Annotated in this window: 20 protein-coding genes and 2 tRNA genes; 11 read left to right on the top strand and 11 right to left on the bottom strand. The window is 66.5% G+C overall.

Annotation, left to right across the window (positions count from 1 at the left end; translation table 11 throughout):
• Positions 1–56: 56 nt before the first annotated feature.
• Positions 57–803 (bottom strand): hypothetical protein, encoded by a 747-nt coding sequence (locus tag AAE021_RS01245; RefSeq protein WP_342023891.1) that lies wholly within the window; start codon positions 801–803, stop codon positions 57–59.
• A 144-nt stretch (positions 804–947) separates the two neighbouring features.
• On the opposite strand from AAE021_RS01245, the gene AAE021_RS01240 reads away from it, so the two are divergent.
• The 9 genes from AAE021_RS01240 to asd all read left to right on the top strand — a co-directional run bounded on the left by AAE021_RS01240 (position 948) and on the right by asd (position 10,202).
• On the top strand, positions 948–1,658 hold the full coding sequence (locus AAE021_RS01240; RefSeq protein ID WP_342023890.1) for a response regulator transcription factor: 711 nt from the start codon (positions 948–950) through the stop codon (positions 1,656–1,658).
• Between the two features lie 41 nt (positions 1,659–1,699).
• Positions 1,700–2,674 (top strand): mycothiol synthase, encoded by a 975-nt coding sequence (gene mshD / locus AAE021_RS01235; RefSeq protein WP_342023889.1) that lies wholly within the window; start codon positions 1,700–1,702, stop codon positions 2,672–2,674.
• 95 nt (positions 2,675–2,769) lie between these two features.
• Entirely contained in the window at positions 2,770–4,995 is a 2,226-nt protein-coding gene (locus AAE021_RS01230; RefSeq protein WP_342023888.1) for an RNA degradosome polyphosphate kinase, read from the top strand.
• A gap of 5 nt (positions 4,996–5,000) precedes the next feature.
• A complete protein-coding gene (locus AAE021_RS01225) occupies positions 5,001–6,050 on the top strand; it encodes an NUDIX hydrolase (protein WP_342023887.1) in 1,050 nt (349 codons plus the stop codon).
• An 85-nt stretch (positions 6,051–6,135) separates the two neighbouring features.
• On the top strand, positions 6,136–6,663 hold the full coding sequence (locus AAE021_RS01220; RefSeq protein WP_342023886.1) for a ferritin: 528 nt from the start codon (positions 6,136–6,138) through the stop codon (positions 6,661–6,663).
• A 5-nt stretch (positions 6,664–6,668) separates the two neighbouring features.
• Entirely contained in the window at positions 6,669–7,190 is a 522-nt protein-coding gene (locus AAE021_RS01215; RefSeq protein ID WP_342023885.1) for a DUF1648 domain-containing protein, read from the top strand.
• A 362-nt stretch (positions 7,191–7,552) separates the two neighbouring features.
• Positions 7,553–8,356, top strand: a complete 804-nt coding sequence (locus AAE021_RS01210; protein WP_342023884.1) for a thymidylate synthase — start codon at positions 7,553–7,555, stop codon at positions 8,354–8,356.
• A gap of 13 nt (positions 8,357–8,369) precedes the next feature.
• Complete coding sequence (locus AAE021_RS01205; RefSeq protein WP_342023883.1) at positions 8,370–9,053, top strand: dihydrofolate reductase; 684 nt, start codon at positions 8,370–8,372, stop codon at positions 9,051–9,053.
• A 9-nt stretch (positions 9,054–9,062) separates the two neighbouring features.
• A complete protein-coding gene (asd, locus tag AAE021_RS01200; protein ID WP_342023882.1) occupies positions 9,063–10,202 on the top strand; it encodes an aspartate-semialdehyde dehydrogenase in 1,140 nt (379 codons plus the stop codon).
• Between the two features lie 31 nt (positions 10,203–10,233).
• Here the strand turns inward: asd and AAE021_RS01195 are convergent, their stop codons facing one another.
• Complete coding sequence (locus AAE021_RS01195; RefSeq protein ID WP_342023881.1) at positions 10,234–10,425, bottom strand: hypothetical protein; 192 nt, start codon at positions 10,423–10,425, stop codon at positions 10,234–10,236.
• A 100-nt stretch (positions 10,426–10,525) separates the two neighbouring features.
• Between AAE021_RS01195 and AAE021_RS01190 the strand changes: the two genes are divergently transcribed.
• The gene (locus AAE021_RS01190; RefSeq protein ID WP_342023880.1) at positions 10,526–10,990 is read left to right on the top strand and encodes a hypothetical protein; all 465 of its coding nucleotides are present in this window, start codon (positions 10,526–10,528) and stop codon (positions 10,988–10,990) included.
• Positions 10,991–10,994: 4 nt separating this feature from the next.
• Here AAE021_RS01190 and AAE021_RS01185 read toward each other — a convergent pair whose 3' ends face one another.
• From AAE021_RS01185 to AAE021_RS01145, 9 genes are all read right to left on the bottom strand, one after another.
• A complete protein-coding gene (locus AAE021_RS01185; protein WP_342025276.1) occupies positions 10,995–12,071 on the bottom strand; it encodes a UDP-N-acetylmuramate dehydrogenase in 1,077 nt (358 codons plus the stop codon).
• A gap of 5 nt (positions 12,072–12,076) precedes the next feature.
• Positions 12,077–12,508, bottom strand: a complete 432-nt coding sequence (locus AAE021_RS01180) for a MaoC family dehydratase (protein WP_342023879.1) — start codon at positions 12,506–12,508, stop codon at positions 12,077–12,079.
• Between the two features lie 4 nt (positions 12,509–12,512).
• On the bottom strand, positions 12,513–12,962 hold the full coding sequence (locus tag AAE021_RS01175) for an FAS1-like dehydratase domain-containing protein (protein WP_342023878.1): 450 nt from the start codon (positions 12,960–12,962) through the stop codon (positions 12,513–12,515).
• On the bottom strand, positions 12,959–13,189 hold the full coding sequence (locus AAE021_RS01170; RefSeq protein WP_342023877.1) for a hypothetical protein: 231 nt from the start codon (positions 13,187–13,189) through the stop codon (positions 12,959–12,961). The genes AAE021_RS01175 and AAE021_RS01170 overlap by 4 nt, the downstream gene beginning before the upstream one ends.
• 92 nt (positions 13,190–13,281) lie before the next feature.
• On the bottom strand, positions 13,282–14,208 hold the full coding sequence (locus AAE021_RS01165; protein WP_342023876.1) for a DUF2797 domain-containing protein: 927 nt from the start codon (positions 14,206–14,208) through the stop codon (positions 13,282–13,284).
• A gap of 134 nt (positions 14,209–14,342) precedes the next feature.
• Positions 14,343–14,909 carry a type 1 glutamine amidotransferase domain-containing protein gene (locus AAE021_RS01160; RefSeq protein WP_342023875.1) on the bottom strand — a complete coding sequence of 189 codons (567 nt, stop codon included), beginning with the start codon at positions 14,907–14,909 and terminating at the stop codon, positions 14,343–14,345.
• Positions 14,910–15,023: 114 nt separating this feature from the next.
• Complete coding sequence (locus tag AAE021_RS01155; RefSeq protein WP_342023874.1) at positions 15,024–16,409, bottom strand: ATPase; 1,386 nt, start codon at positions 16,407–16,409, stop codon at positions 15,024–15,026.
• 230 nt (positions 16,410–16,639) lie between these two features.
• Positions 16,640–16,713, bottom strand: a tRNA-Met gene (locus AAE021_RS01150).
• Positions 16,714–16,791: 78 nt separating this feature from the next.
• Positions 16,792–16,863, bottom strand: a tRNA-Thr gene (locus AAE021_RS01145).
• Positions 16,864–17,062: 199 nt separating this feature from the next.
• Between AAE021_RS01145 and AAE021_RS01140 the strand changes: the two genes are divergently transcribed.
• Positions 17,063–18,439: a protein kinase domain-containing protein gene (locus AAE021_RS01140; protein WP_342023873.1), complete on the top strand. Its 1,377-nt coding sequence runs from the start codon at positions 17,063–17,065 to the stop codon at positions 18,437–18,439.
• Positions 18,440–18,600: the final 161 nt, after the last annotated feature.

Here is an 18,600-nt window from a genome sequence, read left to right as displayed (position 1 = left end):
GCTACATCCTAACCCGCACCCGGACGCGTTTGCTTCCATGACATCCGGCGGAACGGTCAGGGAACGAGCAACCTGGCCATGAAGTAGACAACCGAGCCCAGCGCCCCGACGGGTGCCAGTGAAAGCGCGAGCCGGCCGCGGCGGGTGGTGATGTCACGGGACAGGACCAGCCGGCGCACCGCCATGACCACTGCCGCTCCCACGGCCCCCATGGCGGCAGCCGCAACTGCCGGAACGCCCGCTTCGGGCTGCAGGACTCCGGCCAGGGCCCCGGCCAGTGCTCCGGCGGCAACTCCCAGGGGCGCGGCGATGCGGTCCGGCAGGGGAATCAGCGTCACGGCGAGGGCTGCGAATATGCCGGCCCCGCCGATGGTCACTCCGGCCGGGCTGCCGTCGGCGTTGGCCAGCCGGTCAGCAGCCACCCAACCCGAGCTCATCACGGCAAGCAGCACGCCGGCTATGTTGCCAATGGTGGATTCGAGCCGGTGCGCCTGTCCGGTGCCGCGCAGCAGCTGAATCAGGAAGATGGCGCCAACACCCGCCGCCGCGATGCCGGGCAGCCAGGTCAACAGCGCGGCGGCCGGGGCGAAATACGCCGCGGCGCATGCTCCGGCCCCGGCAAGGGCCAGGACGGCACCCTGCGTCTTCTTGGCGGGAACATCAAGCAAATGCGGCCAGCCGATACCCACCGCCACGGCCAGAAGTCCGGAAATGACGGCAACTGCCGCCACGGACCAATACGAAGCACCTACGATGCCTATGAGGGCTGCTGCCGCAAGCACCGGTACGCTCCAAAGTTTCACTCGGTCCATCCTGCCTTATTACGCGGTGCAGATGAAAGCTACAGGCCGGGCGAAGCGCGATGGTTATACTTTCAACACCTTCGCCTCCTGCGAACGCGGTCAAGCTTGTGCCCAACGATGTGCGCCCAACTTTCGGAGGAAACCATGTCGCACATTCTGCTCCTGACCAACAGCCAGGGCCTCTCTGTGGACGTTCTGCCTGCCCTCGGACTGTTGAACCATAAGGTCCAGGTTGTGCCCGCCGAGCCCACGGCCCTGCTTGACACCGATCCCAGCGACGTGGTCCTTGTTGATGCCCGCAAGGACCTGGTGGGAGCCCGCTCGCTGACCCAGCTGCTCAAGGCCACCGGCCTGGACACACCCCTGATCCTGATTCTCACCGAGGGCGGGATGGCCGCGGTGGCAGCCAACTGGCTGGCAGACGACGTCATCCTCGACTCCGCGGGACCGGCCGAGCTCGAGGCCAGGCTGCGGCTCATGGCCGCACGCACCAGTGCCGCCGCCGAAACCGCCAGCACGGAAATCCGGGCGTCCGGCGTCGTCATCGATGAGGCCAGCTACACGGCGCGCGTCAACGGCACGGCACTGAACCTGACCTACAAGGAATTTGAACTCCTGAAATACCTCGCCCAGCATCCGGGCCGCGTGTTCACCCGCGACCAGCTCCTGCACGAAGTCTGGGGCTATGACTATTACGGCGGCACCCGCACGGTGGACGTCCACGTTCGCCGGCTGCGGGCAAAGCTGGGTCCGGACCATGAGAACCTCATCGGCACGGTCCGCAACGTCGGATACCGCTTCACCCGGTCGCGGCTGGCCGAAGATCAGGCGGCTGCTGCGAACCAGGAGGCATGAGGCGGGGTTACTCCCGTTCAGCGTGGCGTTAGGCTTCTTCAATGAGAGACGAACGCGTAACCCCCTGGTCCGTAACGCTCACCAAAGGGACCCCCGAACCGGAGCTGCTGGCCCGGATCCGCCAGCTGGCAGCGGCGGCCGAAGAAGCTGACGGCAACCCGCCGCTGTCGGAGCAGACGCTCGTTGACCTGCGGTCCGCCGAAGCTGACGCGGATTCCCTGATGGTGTTCTCCACCTGCGCCGCCGGGCAGTCCCCGGAGGAGGAAGACCTGGCCGGCGTTGCCGTGCTGACCGGCAGCCGGGACGGTGAGCCCGGAGTCCTGGAGCTGGTGGTCCATCCGGCGTACCGGGGCAAGGGCGTGGGCACTGCCCTGGCCACCTCGGTGCAGGAACAGGTTAGCGGCGGCCCGGCGGCCCCGCCCCAGGGGTGGTCGCACGGCAACCATGAGGCCGCGGTCGAGCTGGCGCAGCGGTTTGGCTACCGCCCGGTGCGCGAGCTCCTGCGCCTTCGCCTGACCCGCGGCAGCGAGGATTCGGGCCTGCCGGCTGCGGAGCTGCCCGACGGCGTCTCGATCAGAGCCTTCCGGCCCGGGCAGGACGAGGAAGCCTGGCTTGCCGCAAACGCCGCCGCGTTTGCCCATCACCCGGAGCAGGGCGGCATGACCCGCGCCGACCTGGACGCGCGCATGGCCGAGGACTGGTTTGACCCGGCGGGTTTCCTCCTGGCCGTCCGCGATGACGACGACGCGATCCTCGGCTTCCACTGGACCAAGGTCCATCCCGGGGCCGGCGGCCATCCGCCGATCGGCGAGGTGTACGTGGTGGGCGTCATTCCCGGGGCCCAGGGCCTGGGATTGGGGAAGACGCTCACGGTCGCCGGAATCCGCCACCTGCAGGATGCCGGCCTGCAGGCCATCATGCTTTACGTGGACGCCGACAATGAACCGGCCATGGCGCTTTACAAGCGGCTGGGTTTTGTCCGCTGGGACGCGGATGTGATGTACGCGGCCGGCTGAGGCTGAACAGCTTGTAATGTTGATTTGACGGGCGCGTCCGCCGGGGCTTTCCCGGGGCGCAGTCCGAACCGCCGCCAGTACTGCAGGGAGAGACCATGGGATCCGATACCGCCGCCGAACCGCATTACACTTTCGGGTCGGCAGAGTCCATGTCGGCGCCGCGGGCCACCGAGGACCGGATCGATATACCCGACTTCGGTCCCGCGCTCGTGCCCGAGGGGGACATCAGCCCGGAACGGTTCCTGGACCGCGAAATCAGCTGGCTGCACTTCAACGCCCGCGTGCTGGAGCTTGCCGAGGATCCTGACCTGTATCTGCTGGAGCGGGTCAGCTTCCTGTCGATTTTCGCGTCCAACCTCGATGAGTTCTTCATGGTCCGGGTGGCCGGCCTCAAACGCCGGATCGCCACCGGGCTGGCAGTGCCCTCCGCTGCCGGGCTGAGCCCGATCGAGCAGCTTGAGCACATTGTTGAGGCCGGCTACCGGCTGCAGCAGCGCCACGCCGAGGTCTTCGCACGGCAGATCCGGCCCGCCCTGGCCGAGGAACAGATCCACCTCGTGAGCTGGAACGAGCTCGACGACGCCGCCAAGGCCTACCTGCACCGCCAGTTCGCGTCCAAGGTCTTTCCGATCCTCACTCCGCTGGCCGTGGACCCGGCGCACCCGTTCCCCTACATTTCCGGTCTCTCGCTGAATCTGGCCGTGGTGGTGCGCAACCCCGTCAGCGGCAAGGAGTTCTTCGCCCGCGTCAAGGTCCCGGACCAGCTGCCCCGCCTGATCTCCGTGGACGGCCCCCGCGCCGGAAACGTCGCCGGCCGGGTGGCTCGCTTCATTCCGCTGGAAGACGTCATTGCCGAACACCTGGACCAGCTGTTCCCGGGCATGGACGTCATGGAGCACCACACCTTCCGCGTCACCCGCAACGAGGACCTGGAGGTGGAGGAGGACGACGCCGAGAACCTCCTGCAGGCGCTGGAGAAGGAACTGCTGCGCCGCCGGTTCGGCCCGCCCGTCCGGCTCGAGGTCACCACCGACATCAACCCCAGCATCCGCGAGCTGCTGGTGCGCGAGCTGGGTGTGGAGGAGGACGAGGTCTACGCGCTGCCGGCACCGCTGGACCTGCGCGGCCTGGCCCCGATCAGCCGGATCGACCGCGCCGATCTGCACTATCCCAAGCAGGTGCCGCACACCAGCCTGCACCTGAAGGAATCGGAGACCTCAAAGCCGGCTGACGTTTTTGCGGCCATGCGCCGCCGGGACATCCTGCTGCACCACCCCTACGACTCCTTCTCCACGTCGGTCCAGGCCTTCCTGGAACAGGCCGCCGCGGACCCTCGGGTCCAGGCCATCAAGCAGACCCTGTACCGCACCTCCGGGGACTCCCCCATCGTGGATGCGCTGATCGACGCCGCCGAGTCCGGCAAGCAGGTGCTGGCACTGGTGGAAATCAAGGCACGGTTCGATGAGCAGGCCAACATTTCCTGGGCCCGCAAACTGGAGCAGGCCGGTGTGCACGTGGTGTACGGCATCGTGGGCCTGAAAACCCACTGCAAGCTGTCCCTGGTGGTCCGCCAGGAAGTGGACGGGCTGCGCCGCTACTGCCATATCGGCACCGGCAACTACCATCCGCGCACCGCCCGGTACTACGAGGACCTCGGGCTGCTCACCTCCAACGAACAGGTGGGCGAAGACCTGACGAAGCTGTTCAACCAGCTGTCCGGCTACGCGCCGAAGTCCACCTTCAAGCGTCTGCTCGTGGCGCCGCGCTCCGTGCGGTCCGGCCTGATCGACCGCATCGAGCGGGAAATCGCCAACAAAAAGGCCGGATTGAACGCGCGCGTCATCATCAAGGTGAACTCCATGGTGGACGAGGCGATCATTGATTCGCTGTACCGCGCGTCACAGGCCGGTGTCCGGGTGGATGTCATTGTGCGCGGCATCTGCTCCGTGCGGCCGGGGGTCCCAGGCCTCAGCGAGAACATCACGGTCCGCTCCGTGCTGGGCCGCTTCCTGGAACACTCCCGGGTGTTCGCCTTTGCCAACGCCGGGGACCCGGTGGTGTTCATCGGTTCGGCCGACATGATGCACCGTAACCTGGACCGCCGGGTGGAAGCCCTGGTCCAGCTGGCCTCGCGCGAGGACGTTGCGGACCTCATCTCCCTCATGGACCGGTACATGGACCCCGGGACGGCCAGCTGGCACCTGGAAAAGGACGGCATCTGGACCCGGCACCACAAGAATGAAGAGGGGGAACCGCTTCAGGATGTGCAGTCCTGGCTGCTCGCGTCCCGGTCCCGCCAGCGTGCACTCGTCCGCCGTTGATTCCCATGTCCTCTGAACCTGACACATCAACGGCCGGACGGCCGCTCCTGCCGGATGAACGCGCAAAGCCCAGGAGTGGGCGTGGCTGGGCCGACGGCGGGGAAGCCACCGAGGCCGGGGCCGGCGAGCCCGGGGACATCAAGGTGGTTGCCGCCGGCGCCCTGTGCTGGCGCACGCGGAACGGCCAGCTTGAGGTGCTCATGATCCACCGTCCGCGCTACAAGGACTGGTCCTGGCCCAAGGGCAAGCTGGACGAGGGCGAAACAACCCCGGAGTGTGCCGTGCGCGAGGTGCGGGAGGAAGCCGGCGTGGGCATCCGCCTGGGCATTCCGCTGCCTGCCCCCGTCTACCCCGTGGCATCGGGCATGAAGATTGTGCATTACTGGGCCGCCCGGATCCAGGACGGCAAGCCCGAGCCGGACGGCAAGGAAGTGGACGGGGTCCGCTGGTGTTCTCCGGAGGAGGCCCACGCCGAGCTGACCAATCCCTCCGACCGGTTGCCCCTGCATGCCCTCGAAGAGGCGCATGCCGAGGGCAGGCTCCGGACCTGGCCGCTGATTATTGTCCGCCACGCCAAGGCCAAGCCCCGCTCTTCCTGGACGCGGGCGGAGGGTGACCGGCCACTGGCTGCCACCGGTCTGCGGCAGGCACAGGCCGTGTCCCGGCTGCTGACTGCCTGGCTCCCGGACCGAGTGGTCTCCAGCCCCTGGGTCCGGTGCGTGCAGACGGTCCGCCCGTATGTGAAGACGCGGTCCGTGAAGTTCAAGACGGTTGATGCCATCACCGAACGCAGCGCCAAGCGCAAGCCGGGCAAGGCGCGCAATGCCGTGGAGGCGCAGTTCGACAAAGGCAAACCCGTGGTGCTGTGCACCCACCGGCCGGTGCTCCCCGTGGTCTTTGAGGTCCTGGCCCGACACATGCCGGCGGGCCTGTCCATTGGCCTGCCGTCCAAGGATCCCTATTTGGCTCCGGGTGAGGCCATCATCTGCCAGGTCAGTGCCGCGGACGAGGGCCGAATCGTTTCGCTGGAGCGGTTCCGGGCCTTCGACGACTAATGCGGCAGCTTTGCCCGTGCCCCGCCGTGCAAAGCTAAGCCTAACCGTGCTTTTTCCAGCACGGACGGGGGCCTAGGGTAGGCGCATGACCACTTTCACAGAGCTCCTTGAAGCCCAGATCGGCCACGAATTCAACGCATCGCAGCAGTATGTGGCGATGGCGGTGTTCTTTGACGGCGAAGACCTTCCGCAGCTGGCCCGGCACTTCTACGCGCAGTCGGTTGAGGAACGCAACCACGCGATGATGCTGGTGCAGTACATGCTGGACCGCGATCTTCCCGTGAGCATTCCCGGCGTGGCCGCGGTGCGCAACGGCTTCAGCTCCGTGGTGGAACCGATCGCCCTGGCCCTGGAGCAGGAGCAGCAGGTCACCCGCCAGATCGAAGCCCTCTTCGCGGCGGCCCGGGCAGAGGGAGATGCGCTGGGTGAGCAGTTCATGCTGTGGTTCCTGAAGGAGCAGGTTGAGGAAGTGGCGTCCATGTCCACGCTCCTCACCGTGGCCAAGCGGGCGGACAACCTCTTTGATTTGGAGAACTTCATGGCGCGTGAACGCATTGGCGACGGTGGCGAGCACGACGCCGGCGCTCCCGAAGCTGCCGGCGGAGCCCTCTGAGATCGGTGAGCCGGGACACCGCCGTTCCGGGCGTCCACCCCGGATGGTACCTGGCCGCCGGGCTCGTCGTGGTGGTGGTGGCCGCGGTCGGAGCTGCGGCCTGGCCCTCGCTGCCGGAACGCCTGCCGGTGCACTGGGATGGCTCCGGCACCGCGGACCGCTATGAGGAGAAGTCCTTCGGGACGGTGTTCTTCGGCCCGCTGCTGTCTGCCGGTTTGCTCGTGTTCCTGTACGTAACAGCACTGATTATCCGGCCTTTTCCGCTCAACAACGCCGCTCCGGCCGGCGTTGACGAGCAGGTGCACCAACAGGCCGGCATGGATGCAACGTTGTATTTCCTGGCCCTGACAGCTGTGGACTTGTCCCTGCTGGTGGGCTGGATCAGTATGCGCGGCTGGTTCCTGCCGCCCGACGGCTCGGTCCTGCTGTTTGTCCTGCCCATTCTGGGGTTCCTGGCCGCGATGGGCGGGGCCGGACTGCTGGCCCGAAGCCGCTACCGCCGGACGGTGGCGCAGCTCTCCGCGTAGCCACATCTTTCGTGCAGATCACGGGGCATCAACGCCGCCCGACCAATCCTTCGCGCAGATAACGGGGCATCAACCCCGCCGGACCGATCCTTCGTGCAGATAACGGGCCATCAAAACTTCTATCGCGCAGATAACGGGACCAAGAGCGCCAAAAACGTCCTTTTGAGCCCCTGATCTGCACGAAGGATTACCGGATAGCCCCTGATCTGCACGATGGATCCATTTCCCCTCAAGCGGACCATCCTTCGTGCGGATAACGGGCCAACAACTCAGCCGGACCGATCCGTCGTACTGATGAGGGGATATTCACGCTGTCAAGACCAATCCTTCGTGCGGGACGGGATGCAACTAGACTGGGTGCCGTGACTATTCCTACCCCGTACGAAGACCTGCTCCACGACGTCATGGCGCACGGGACGCAAAAATCCGACCGCACCGGCACCGGGACGCGCAGCGTGTTCGGCCGCCAAATGCGCTTTGACCTGCGGGATTCCTTTCCGCTGATCACCACCAAGCGGGTGCACTTCAAATCGGTGGCCCTGGAACTGCTGTGGTTCCTGCGCGGCGATTCCAATGTTCGCTGGCTGCAGGAGCGCGGCGTGAGTATTTGGAACGAATGGGCTGACGACGACGGCGAGCTGGGCCCGGTCTACGGTGTCCAGTGGCGGTCGTGGCCGACGCCTGACGGCGGTTCCATTGACCAGATTGCCAAGGTGATCGAGAGCATCCGGACAAATCCGGATTCCCGCCGCCACATTGTCACGGCCTGGAACCCCGCCGAGGTGGATAACATGGCCCTGCCGCCGTGCCACGCCATGTTCCAGTTCTATGTGGCCGACGGCAAGCTGTCCTGCCAGCTGTACCAGCGCTCGGCGGACCTGTTCCTGGGAGTTCCGTTCAACATCGCCTCCTACGCGCTGCTGACCCTGATGGTGGCGCAGCAGACCGGCCTGGAACCGGGCGAGTTTGTCTGGACCGGCGGAGACGTCCATATATATGACAACCATGTGGACCAGGTCCGCGAGCAGCTGAGCCGCGAACCCTACCCCTACCCACAGTTGCGTCTGGCCCGGAAGCCGGAGTCGATTTTCGACTACGTCCTGGAGGACTTCGAGGTCCTGGACTACCGCCACCACCCCGGCATCAAAGCTCCGATTGCAGTGTGAGAGGCACAACCCCTTGAGTTCATCCACTGAGCGTTACCGCTATTTCCCCGCCGCCGGGAAAGGCTCCCCGGAGGGCCAGGATCTGGCATCGGCATTGGCTTCCGCCGGCACGACCGGGGCGGCGGACCCGATGATTGGGCTGATTTGGGCCCAAACCCTCGACGGCGTGATCGGACGCGACGGCGGCATGCCCTGGCACCTGCCCGAGGACCTGGCGCATTTCAAGGCCACCACCGCGGGGCATCCGGTCATCATGGGCCGGCGCACCTGGGAATCCTTCCCGCCCGCCTACCGTCCGCTGCCGGGCCGCACCAACATCGTGGTGAGTTCAAGCGAAACGCTGGCGGACGAGATTTCGCCCTCCGGCGCCGTCGTCGTCCCTTCCCTGGAGCATGCGCTGGATACAGCCCGCCGCAGCCCCGGCGGGGACCAGATCTGGATCATCGGCGGGGCGCAGCTGTATGAGGCGGCCGTGCCGTTTGCCGACGCCGCTGTGGTGACCGTGATCGAGACAAGCGTCGAGGGTGACACCTACGCACCCCGGCTTGGTCCGGACTGGACGTTCACCGCCGTCAGCCCCGCTGAGAACTGGCACAGCGCCGCCAACGGCACCTCCTACCGGATTGCCGTGTGGGTCCGCACACAGAAGCCGTCGGGTGGCGTCACCGATCGGGACGGCCAAGCAGTCCTGCCCTAAACTGGGACCATGACTTTCGCAGCTACCTCCGTCCCCACCGTTGGTTTCGTCGGCTGGCGGGGCATGGTCGGCTCCGTCCTGATGCAGCGCATGCAGGATGAAGGCGACTTTGGCCTGATCAACCCCGTGTTCTTCTCCACGTCCAACGCCGGAGGCGCCGCGCCGTCCTTCGCCGAAGGCGCCGGGGAACTCCAGAACGCGTACGACGTCGAGACGCTGGCCAGACTGCCGATCATCGTCACCGCCCAGGGCGGCGGCTACACCTCCGAGGTATACCCCAAGCTGCGCGACGCCGGCTGGGACGGCGTCTGGATTGACGCGGCCTCCACGCTGCGCATGGAGCAGGATTCGATCATCGTCCTGGACCCGGTGAACCGTGACGTCATCGACGCCGGCCTGGCCCGCGGAGTGAGGAACTTCGTGGGCGGCAACTGCACGGTCTCCTGCATGCTCATGGGTTTGGGCGGGCTGTTCCGCAACGGCCTGGTGGAATGGGGCACCTCCATGACCTACCAGGCGGCGTCCGGCGGCGGTGCCCGCCACATGCGCGAACTTCTGAACCAGTTCGGATCGCTGAATTCAGCCGTTGCGGCCAATCTGGCGGATCCTTCCTCCGCCATCCTGGACATCGACCGCGCCGTCCTGGCCCAGCAGAAGAACCCGGCCATGGATTCATCCCAGTTTGGCGTGCCGCTGGCCGGCTCCGTGATCCCCTGGATTGATGCGGACCTGGGCAACGGACAGTCCAAGGAAGAGTGGAAGGCCGGCGCGGAAACCAACAAGATCCTGGGACGCGAGACCGAGGGGCGGATTCCGTTCGACGGTTTGTGTGTCCGGATCGGCGCCATGCGCTCCCACTCCCAGGCCCTGACCCTGAAACTGACCGAGGACCTTCCGGTAGCCGAGATCGAACGCATCATTGCAGCCGATAACGAGTGGGCCAAGGTGGTACCCAACACCAAGGAAGCATCCATGGCTGAGCTGACCCCGGTGGCCGTCAGCGGAACCCTGGACATTCCCGTGGGCCGGATCCGCAAGCTCGAAATGGGACCGGAGTACATCAGCGCCTTCACCATCGGTGACCAGCTGCTGTGGGGTGCCGCGGAGCCGCTGCGCCGCATGCTCAAGATCGCCACCGGCAACCTGTAGCCCACAGGTTGAGGCCGCGGAGTTCCTCCGGCTAGGCCGCTGAGTTCCTGCGGCCCGCGAAGCGGATCAGCAGGACAGCCAGGGCCGCGCCCGCAGCCGCCACGAGTGCGGCGAGCGGCCACGGGGCTCCGCCGTCCAGCATCCGCAACGCCATCCGCAGGGTGCCCAAAGTGACCAGGAACCCGGCCGCCCAGGCCGCCAGTGGCCATTTCCATCGCGTCATGTGCCGTCCTTGCCGTACCGTCCTTGCCATGCCGTGCCGGCTGTTGAGTCTGAGACTACCCCTTCCGCCGATTGTCAGTGGCGGGTGGGACGGTGTTCCCATGGAGCACATACCGGCAGGCCGACAACCCCTGGAATCCATAGATTCCATCCTCGACAGCTTTTTCGCGTCCACGTGCATCGGCAAGAAGATACCCACAGGTGTGAGGTATCTCCGCGTGGGCGCGCATCTGCGGGATTACCTCGAAACGGAGGGCGAACGGATCCTCTGCCCCGAAGACGCTGAGCTGCTGGACCTGGAACGCTCCTTTGATCCGGACTCGGCCTTTGCGCGGCTGTTCGGAGCGGATGTGCTCGCCTACACACTCAGCGGCTTCCTGGAACCGGAGTGGCTGCTGCCGGAGCTTCAGGACCGAAGAACACAGGTCAGCCTGACGCCGCGCCTGATTCAGTGGCTGTGCAACTCTCATCTGCTGGATCCGCGCCGGGACCGCGCAGCCATCCACAGCACCCGGGCGGCGGCGGCATGGGCGCGGCGCGGGCCGGCCAACGGAGGGCCGCGCTAGGCGGTCAGAGACTGCAGTTGATGAGCAGCGGCTCGGGGTGCAGCCGGATGCCGAACGCGTCCTCCACGCCGTCGGCCACGGCGCGGGCGATCGCCAGCAGATCCTCGGCCGTGGCGTTGCCGCGGTTTGTCACGGCCAGCGTGTGCTTGGTGGACAGGGACGCTCTTCCGCCGGCTAGGTCGAAACCCTGCCCGGTGGACGGCAGGCCGAAGCCCTTGGGGAAGCCCGAGCGGTCGATCAGCCACGCCGCGCTGAGCTTGACCATGCCGGGCTGAGCCACCGGATACCGGGGAGCCTCAGGCGGCAAATGGGCCGCGGCTTCCTCAGGCACCACAGGATTCGTGAAGAAGGATCCGGTGCTGTAAGTGTCGGGATCACCGGGGTTCAGCACCATGCCCTTGCCGGCGCGCAGGCTCAGCACTTCGCGGCGCACGTCCTCCGCAGCCGCCCGCTCCCCCACTTCCACGCCCAGCGCCCGTGCCAGCTCGGCATAGCGCACCGGCGCGCTGTCCATGCCCCGGGACAGGACAAAGTCGACGGTGAGGACCACATAGCGCGGGGAGCCGTTGACCGTGCTCCGCTTGAGCAGCGAGTCGCGGTAGCCGAACTGCAGGTCCTCGTTGGTAAACGTCACGATGTTCCGGTCCTGCCGGTCCCAGACCCGGACCGCAGAGATGCTGTGCGATACGTCAGCGCCGTAGGCACCCACGTTCTGCACCGGCGTCGCACCGGCCAGGCCGGGAATGCCGGACAGCGCCTCCAGCCCGGAGCAGCCCTCGCGCAGCGTCTGCGCCACCACGTCGTCCCAGGGGTGGCCGGCCTGCACATGGGCCGTCACGGTTCCGTCGGCGCCCTCGCTCATCTCCAGCCCGTGGGTGGCGACGTGGACAACCGCGCCGCCGAAACCCGAGTCGGAAATCAGCAGGTTGGAGCCGCCGCCCACGATCAGCAGCGGTTCCTTGGCTTCATCGGCTGCCCGGACGGCGCCAATCAGTTCGTCTTCGGTTTCCGCGTTGATGTAGCGGCGTGCCGGGCCGCCGACGCGGGAGGTGGTCAGCGATGCCAGGGGCACGGAGGTCAGTGCACTCACCAGATCCGTACAACCGCCTGGGCCTTGACCAGGACCTTCTGGCCGTTGAAGGTGACGGTGAGGTCCACGCGGGCAGTGGAATTGTCGGCGTCGAGCGCTCCAATAACACCGGTGATTTCGACGACGGCGCCCGGCGTGTCCACGAGATCCTCCACCACGACGGGGCGGGTGAAGCGGGTCTGGTAATCGATCACCGCGCCCGGATCACCAATCCAGTCCGTCACCAGCTGCACGGCGGCACCCATGGTGAACATGCCGTGGGCAATGACGCCGGGCAGGTCGACACCGCGGGCAAAGCGCTCGTTCCAGTGGATGGGGTTGAAGTCTCCGGACGCTCCGGCGTAGCGGATGAGGTCGGCACGGGATATCTCCAGTGTTGCCGAACCGATTTCCTGCCCGGTGGCAAGCTCGCTCAATGCAATTGACACGGCGTTACTGCCCTTCTCCCCGGACGAGGATGGATGAAACGGCGGTGGCGACTTTTTCGCCCTCCGTGGTGGAGATCTCCGAGCGCGTGGTGAGCAGGGCGCCGTCGCCCATGGCGCGGACGGAATCCACGGTCAACTCCGCGATGAGTTCGTCTCCGGCCATGATGGGCCGGTGGTGGGTGAAACGCTGGTCTGCGTGGACCACCCGGGTGAAATCGATTCCGGCATCCGGATCACCGATCAACTGGGCGTCCGCCCGCTGCGCTACGATCACGGCAAACGTGGGCGGAGCCACCAGGTCCGCGTACCCCAGGCGTTCGGCGGCGGCAACGTCAAAGTGGGCGTCATTGGTGGCTTTGACAGCGTGTGCGAACTCACGGATTTTCTCGCGGCCCACCTGGTACGGGGCACTGGCCGGATAGCTGCGTCCCTGCAGTTCGGGATTGATGCTCATTTGGTTCCCTTCATCCGGCGCCGGGCGTCCCGGGCTCGAACCACCATACCGGCGAGGTGCAGGCACATGCCTACTCCAATCACCGGGGCGGCAATGTACATCAGCAGCGGAGCGTCACTGATGGCTCCGACCACAACCATAAGGACTCCGGCCCCCGAGATCACCAGTGCGGAGACGACCAGTTTGCGGTACAGGGCGGAACCGGTCTCCCAGGGAGTGTTTAGCATGGTCCCAGAATACAGGGGCGGCACCGCCCGCCGCGAAACGGAGCCACGCAGGACGCGGTGCAGGGCGCTGGCGGGACGTGGACCGCCGGCGGCTAAAAGAGGGCTGTCTGCAGGGCCGGCAGCCGGGTGCGGTAGGCACCGGTCTGAAGCCGCCTGCCCTTGAGCCGGGCCAGGTTGGTGATGAAGGGTATGTCGGATTCCTCCACCCGGACCAGCGCCGCGGCTCCGATCATCGCCTCAATGACCAGTCCGTGCTCTCCGCTGCCGGGATCCAGCGGGTACGGGGCCGCTCCGGCGGCGTCCAGCACCGCAGTGGCCTGCTTCGGGCGGTCCCACACCTCATCCGTGACGGTGAACCCCTCGATTCCGGAGGTGTCCAGCAGCTGCCGGACGGCGGATGCGTGAGATGCGTTGATACCCTCCAGAACCCCGGATGCCAGCGGGCGGGCCAGGGCTGCGGTCTTGGCTCCGGAGCGGACCGCCTGGGTCAGCCCCGCTTCGGCCTTCACCAGGTCTTCCAGGATCCGGACCACCCGCCCGTCCGCCGCGCGGGCGACGTACCGTGCAGCCACTGCCCCCTGCTCGGTCAGGCGCAGGCGCTTGTGCCCGTCCGCTGCGGTGCCCACCTTCGTTGTTCCATCGGCGAAGGTTGCCACGTACAGCCAGTGCGGCTGCGCCAGGTACAGCTTCAGTCCCGGGGAGGTGATTCCGGAACGGTGGCTGTTGTGCACCAGCCGCCAATCATCCCGCGAGAAGCAGGATCCGCACTGGTAGCCGCGGTCCGCCGGTGAGTGGCCGGGGCATGACTCATGGATCCGGGTGTGCCGGTCCTGGACCTTTACCGATCCGAGGCAGAACTTGAGGGCACCGTCTTCTCCGGGCAGTACCCGGTAGGCCAGAACGGTGCCTGCGTCGAGCCGCCGGACCAGCTGCCGGCCGTCCGGTGAGCGCAGCGCCAGATACGGCCCGGCGTCGTCCCACGAAACCGCGGTGCACAGGTACCGGCCGTCAACGGTCATCGAAGCGCACCTCCCGGCAGGATCGGCTCTATGGATTGAATACTCTGTGGATCGGATCATTGGGCAGAAAAATGGGGTGGGGAAACTTTTCCCCACCCCATTATCCGGCGTGATCAGCCGGTTCCCGTGCTGATTCAGGCGTGTTGGCCCTGATGCTCGCCTTCGGCAATTTCCTCCACGAGCTTGGCGTTGAAGGCCGGCAGGTCACCCGGGTTGCGGCTGGTGACCAGGCCCTGGTCCACCACCACTTCCTCATCGCTCCAGTTGGCTCCGGCGTTTTTTAGATCAGTGGCCAGCGACGGGTAGGACGTCATGTCCCGGCCTTTCACAACGCCGGCCTCGATCAGGAGCCAGGGTCCGTGGCATATGGACGCCACCGGCTTGTGCGCGGCGAAGAAGCTGCGGGCAAAGTCCTGGGCTGCTTTGTCCACCCGGAGGAAATCGGCATTTACCACCCCTCCGGGCAGTACCAGCGCATCATAGTCATCGGCGTTCGCGTCCCCGACGGCCAGATCAACGGTGAACGTTTCGCCCTTGTCGATGCCGTCAAAACCCTGGATGGTTCCGGTGGACAGCGAGATCAGCGTTGGCTCGCCGCCGGCGTCCTTCACCGCATCCCAGGGGCTGGTGAGCTCCACCTGCTCCACGCCGTCGGTCAGAAGAAAAGCGACCTTCTTGCCGGAAATGTCATGTTCAGCCATGGTGCCTCCGATATTCGCTCGATGCTTGGTGCGGCAGGGCAGGGGATCTGCCCCGGAACCCTGCCGTTCCCTTGCTCCTACCCTAGAAAACCCGGACGACAATAAGCAAGCTGACTAAAGAGCCCCGGCCGGCTCCGAGAGCCCCTCGGCCACTGCCGCGGCGGCGGCAAGCCAGGCCCGCTGGGTGGCCGGACGCAGGGATCCGAACCGGATCTGCCCCTTGCGCAGGGCTGCGTCGTAGGGAATGGTGACCGCGGCCCGGGCCAGCGGCCCGAAGCCCCGGGCCACCGACTGGACCTGGGCGTCGGTGCCGTTGCGGTCGGACTGGCTGACGATCACGACGGCGCCGGCCGCAAGCTGCGCAAAGGCTCCGCCGCGTTCCTGCAGCGCCTCCAGCAGCAGCGCACCGGCCTCGGCGTGCTCTTCCACAGTGGTGGTGGCAATCACCAGCTGATCCGTGTGGTGAATCATCCGCAGCCAGCGCTCGGCGCTTTCGTCGTTACCCGAATCCACGAGGTTCAGCCGAAAGTACTTCGATGCGACCTCGTGCAGGGCGTCAAAATCAGCCATCGTGATTTTCTGCTCGGAGGCCAGGACATCCGGCTTGGACCGCAGGACATCGAATTTGTCCTCCGTCTGGTGATGCACAAAGCGGGCCAGCAGGGCGGACTGGGCCGACGGCGACAGCAGGTTCCCGGTGTTGGGCAGCAGGTCCATGACGGTGGCGTCGTGCGGCCCCTGCTCGGTGCGCCAGCCCAGGGTCCCGCGGGTTTCGTTGTTGTCCCACGCCAGGACGGGACCGCCGCCGTTGCGGGCGAACACGGCGGCCAGCATCACCGTGGTGGGCGTTTTGTTGGCACCGCCCTTGCCGTTGACCACGGAAATGGTCCGCGGGCCGGGCCAGTGCTGGCTCACGGCGCGGATGTCCCGGCGTTCAGCCAGTTCGGACTCGGACGGCGACATCCGCAGGCCCAGACCGGCCAGCAGTCCGCGGAACCCGCGGGTGGCGGGAATGCGGGCCGTTTGGGTGTCCAGGAAGGAGGCGCGCCGGCCGCCAGGGGTGCGCTCGCGCAGTTCCGCCCGGGTGGCGGCATGCCCGGCGGCGTGGGCGGACTCCTGTTGCGGGGACGGCAAGGCGTCGTATCGGGGCAGGGGCTCATGCGCCGGCGATGGGTCATACGGGGGTAATGCGTCATACGGCGGCAGGTCCGGCGCGGGAATCGGGGCATCAACCGCCGGGGCGTCAGCGGAACCGCCGGCGACCGGCTGGAATACGGGCTCCGGCGGCAGCGGAGGAAGGTGGGTCCCGGAATAGTTCCGGCCATCCCCGGCATTCACGCCGTCGCCGCCGCTGAAAATCCGGTCGGAGAACGTCATGGCCTCCGACTCATCCATCCCGGCACGTCCGGCACTTCGCTCCGCGGTGGTGGCGCGAAGCCCGCGCCGAGTGGGCCAGTTCTCCGGGTAATCGGGATCGGATTCGGGTGTGTACTGCGTCATGGGGTCTGCGTCTTTCGTTCCGTAAGGGGCGATTGATCTGGACGTTTGATTTCGAATGGTACTTCGCCGCCTGCATCGGGCACCCGCGTAGCGATCGCCGCTGCTTTGCCGGCCCCCGCCGGTTGTCCGCTTTTAACACTGGCCCCGCCGAACGGCGTGCGGTGTGGACGCCGCCGCCATCCGGACACAGAAAAACCCCCGGAATCTTAGCGATTCCGGGGGTCCGGCTGTAGCGGTGGGGAGGCTCGATCTCCCGACCTCACGATTATGAGTCGTGCGCTCTAACCAACTGAGCTACACCGCCAAGAATGAGTGAAGCCCGCGTCCCTAAATTGGCCTCTGCAAAACAAACAGCCTTAGCAACACGGGCCCTCCCATTGAGAGCCCCGACCGGGAATCGATCCCGGGACCTCCATCTTACCAAGATGGCGCTCTACCACTGAGCTATCGGGGCAACGAGTAAATACTTTACCAGCACTTTTGGAGAACGTGAAATCGGCGAAAAACCGCGCCAATAAAGTGATCCGGGCCACTTGGCAAATGCCGGTTGCGGAGCATCCGGAAGCCCTCTCCGGGCCGCCCGCCACGGGCCCCTGCAGGTAAGGGCCGGACATAATTATCAGTATGCTTAGGACACGAGAAAGTAGGCATAGGTGACAGATTCACCGCAGCACCCGGTTGGTGCGCTGATGGGTGGACGGTACCGCCTGGAGGAGAAAATCGGAGCCGGTTCCATGGGGACCGTGTTCCGCGCCCGGGATGTATTCCTGGACCGCGACGTGGCAGTCAAGGTGGTGCGCACCGCTGCAGCCACCGATGCGGAACAGCAGCAGACTGACGCCGAGGCGAAGATCCTGGCCCGGCTGAACCACCACAGCCTGGTCACGCTGCTGGATGCGGGGTCCCACCGCAGCGACACCGGAATTCAGCAGGTGTATCTGGTGATGGAGCTGGTGGACGGGGCGGACCTGCGCCGCCGCCTGCAGGACGGCCCCCTGGCTGCCCGCCAAGTGGCCCAGCTGGGATACGACCTGGCGGTTGGCCTGGATTACATGCACGTCGCCGGTGTTGTTCACCGGGACGTCAAGCCGGCCAACATCATGCTCTTTGACTACCGGCGGGATGAGACCCGGCTCCGGGCCAAGCTCACTGACTTCGGCGTCGCGCTGCTTGCGGGTGACCAGCAGCCGCAGAACGGAACCTTCACCGGCACTGCCGCCTACATGAGCCCGGAACAGGCCCGCGGGGACGCCGTCGGTGCGCCGTCGGACATCTATTCGCTCGGTTTGGTCCTGCTGCAGTGCCTGACCGGTGAGCCCGCCTACCCGGGGCCTGCCCTGGAGAGTGCCGTCGCACGCCTCCTGCGGCCCCCTGCCATCCCGGCGGACATGGAGACGGGGTTCCGGGTGCTCCTGCAGCAAATGACCGCCCTGGAGCCGCAGGAGCGCCCGGACGCCCACGAAGTATCGCTGGCGCTGTACGAGCTGGCGGTGGCGCCCCGTGCCCGGCATCGGGGAACCCCGCCGCTGATCCCGGCCGATGAAGCGGAACGGCACGCCGCCGTCCGCCGCTACAACCTCCTGGACACCCCGCCGGACGGTGCCTTTGACCGCATCACCGCCCTGGCCGCCCGGCTGTTCTCGGTTCCCGTGGCGATCGTCAGCGTGGTGGACACCGACCGCATCTGGTTCAAGTCCCATCACGGCACCGACGTGGAGCAGATCGGGCGGGATCCGGGGCTGTGTGCCTCGGCCATCCTGCAGGACGAGGCCTGGGTGGTGTCCGACGCGCGGGCTGATCCGCGGACGCTGGCCAATCCCCTGGTTGCCGGGGAGTTTGGCCTGCAGTTTTACGCCGGAGTCCCCCTGCACAGCCGCGACGGGCACAATCTGGGTACTCTGTGCATCCTGGACCGGGAGCCGCGCGAGTTTTCGGACAGCGACATCCGAACCCTCGAGGACCTCGCCGCCATTGTCATGAACGATCTGGAACTGCGGCTCGAGGGCCAGCGCACGCTGTCCTCCCCCTAGCCCCGGCGGCGGTGTGACCGGCAGCGGTTGCCCCGGCAGGCACAGAACGGCAGGCACAAAAAAGGAAGGGCGCCCTGCGGATTTCTCCGCAGGGCGCCCTTCCTTTGTTACCGGTGCCGCCGTGCCCCGGGTGCCCGGGATCCGGCGTTTACCGGTGCTGC

The sequence above is a fragment of the Arthrobacter citreus genome (assembly GCF_038405225.1).
Classification (GTDB): domain Bacteria; phylum Actinomycetota; class Actinomycetes; order Actinomycetales; family Micrococcaceae; genus Arthrobacter_B; species Arthrobacter_B citreus_A.
Note: the sequence above shows the minus strand (reverse complement) of the source record. Positions and strands in the feature narration are given on the sequence as shown.